The 1,159-nt window shown below is 75.1% G+C and carries 1 protein-coding gene; it reads right to left on the bottom strand.

Features of this window, described 5'->3' with window-relative positions; genetic code table 11:
* Window positions 1-179 precede the first annotated feature (179 nt).
* Entirely contained in the window at window positions 180-1,064 is an 885-nt protein-coding gene (gene uraD, locus FV223_RS28140; RefSeq protein ID WP_147729942.1) for a 2-oxo-4-hydroxy-4-carboxy-5-ureidoimidazoline decarboxylase, read from the bottom strand.
* Window positions 1,065-1,159 lie beyond the last annotated feature (95 nt).

Raw genomic sequence — 1,159 nt, 5'->3', positions numbered from 1 at the left:
CCCGGCGGGGGCGCCGACGGACTGGGCCGAGGCCGCGCCGGCCAAGCCGCAGCCGAGGCAGAGCGAGAAGATCAGGACTTGGGCGGAACGCAGCATGGCGGCTCCTCGTGGGATCTGCGCCGACAACGCGCGAACCCCGCCGCGGTGCGCCCCAGGAAGACGATTTTCCGCGGTGCGGCTCAACTTCCGCGATAGGTCTGGAAGCTCCACGGCGTCGCCACCAGCGGCACGTGGTAGTGCCCCTCCGGCTCCGCGACGCCGAAGCGCAGCGGCACGACGTCGAGGAAGGGCGGCTCGGCGAGCGAAAGCCCGAGCCGGCGGTAATGGTCGCCGAGGGCGAAGCGCAGCTCGTAGACCGCGATCGGCACCGGCCGGCCGCCGACGAGCGGCGCGTCGGTGCGCCCGTCGGCATTGGTCACGGCCCGCGCCACCAGGGCCGTCTCGGTCTCCGAGACGATCTCGTGGAGGCTCACCGCGACGCCGGCCGCCGGGCGCCCGCTCACCGTATCGAGCACGTGCGTCGAGATCCGCCCCATCGTCCTGAGCGGCCCCTCGCCGGAGACCAGCGCGTTCAGGCGGATCGCGGCGATGCGGAGGACCTCGGCCTCGGCGGTCCGCCGCTCGGTCGCGGCGTCGGAGTCGAGACGCGTCGCGAAGGCGGAGAGCAGCGCGGCGCGCCCGTGCCGCTTGACGCACAGGATGAAGGGCAGGCCGAATTTCGCGCGGTAGGCCGCGTTGAGCGCTTCGAAGCGCGCGTATTCCGCGTCCGACATCCGGTCGAGCCCGGCCGCCGCCTGCTCGGCGATCGAATCGGGGGCGATGGCGCCGTCGCGCGCCGCGCGGCCCGCCAGCTCGGGATGGCCCGCCAGCAGCGCGAGGCGCGCCGTGTCGGGCGCCGTCTCCACCGCGGCGCGCATCGCGCCGTACAGCGCGTCGACGGTGGCGAAAGGGCGCGCGGCGGCCGCCCGCTGCGCCACCCAGGGCGCGTGCTCGAACACCGCGCCGAGGGCGGCGACGAAGTCGGCCTCCGCCATCGCGTTCAGGTCGGCCAGGGGAATCGTCATCGGGCCTCGCGCGTCGGGTCTCGCGGCCGAGGGTAGCAGGCAACGGGCCAAGCGGCGCGTCCGTCGGGCGGGTGGGCCGCTATACCCGACGCGCG

Source organism: Methylobacterium sp. WL116 (assembly GCF_008039455.1).
In the GTDB taxonomy this organism is placed as follows: domain Bacteria; phylum Pseudomonadota; class Alphaproteobacteria; order Rhizobiales; family Beijerinckiaceae; genus Methylobacterium.
This window is presented reverse-complemented; position numbering and strand designations above follow the sequence as displayed.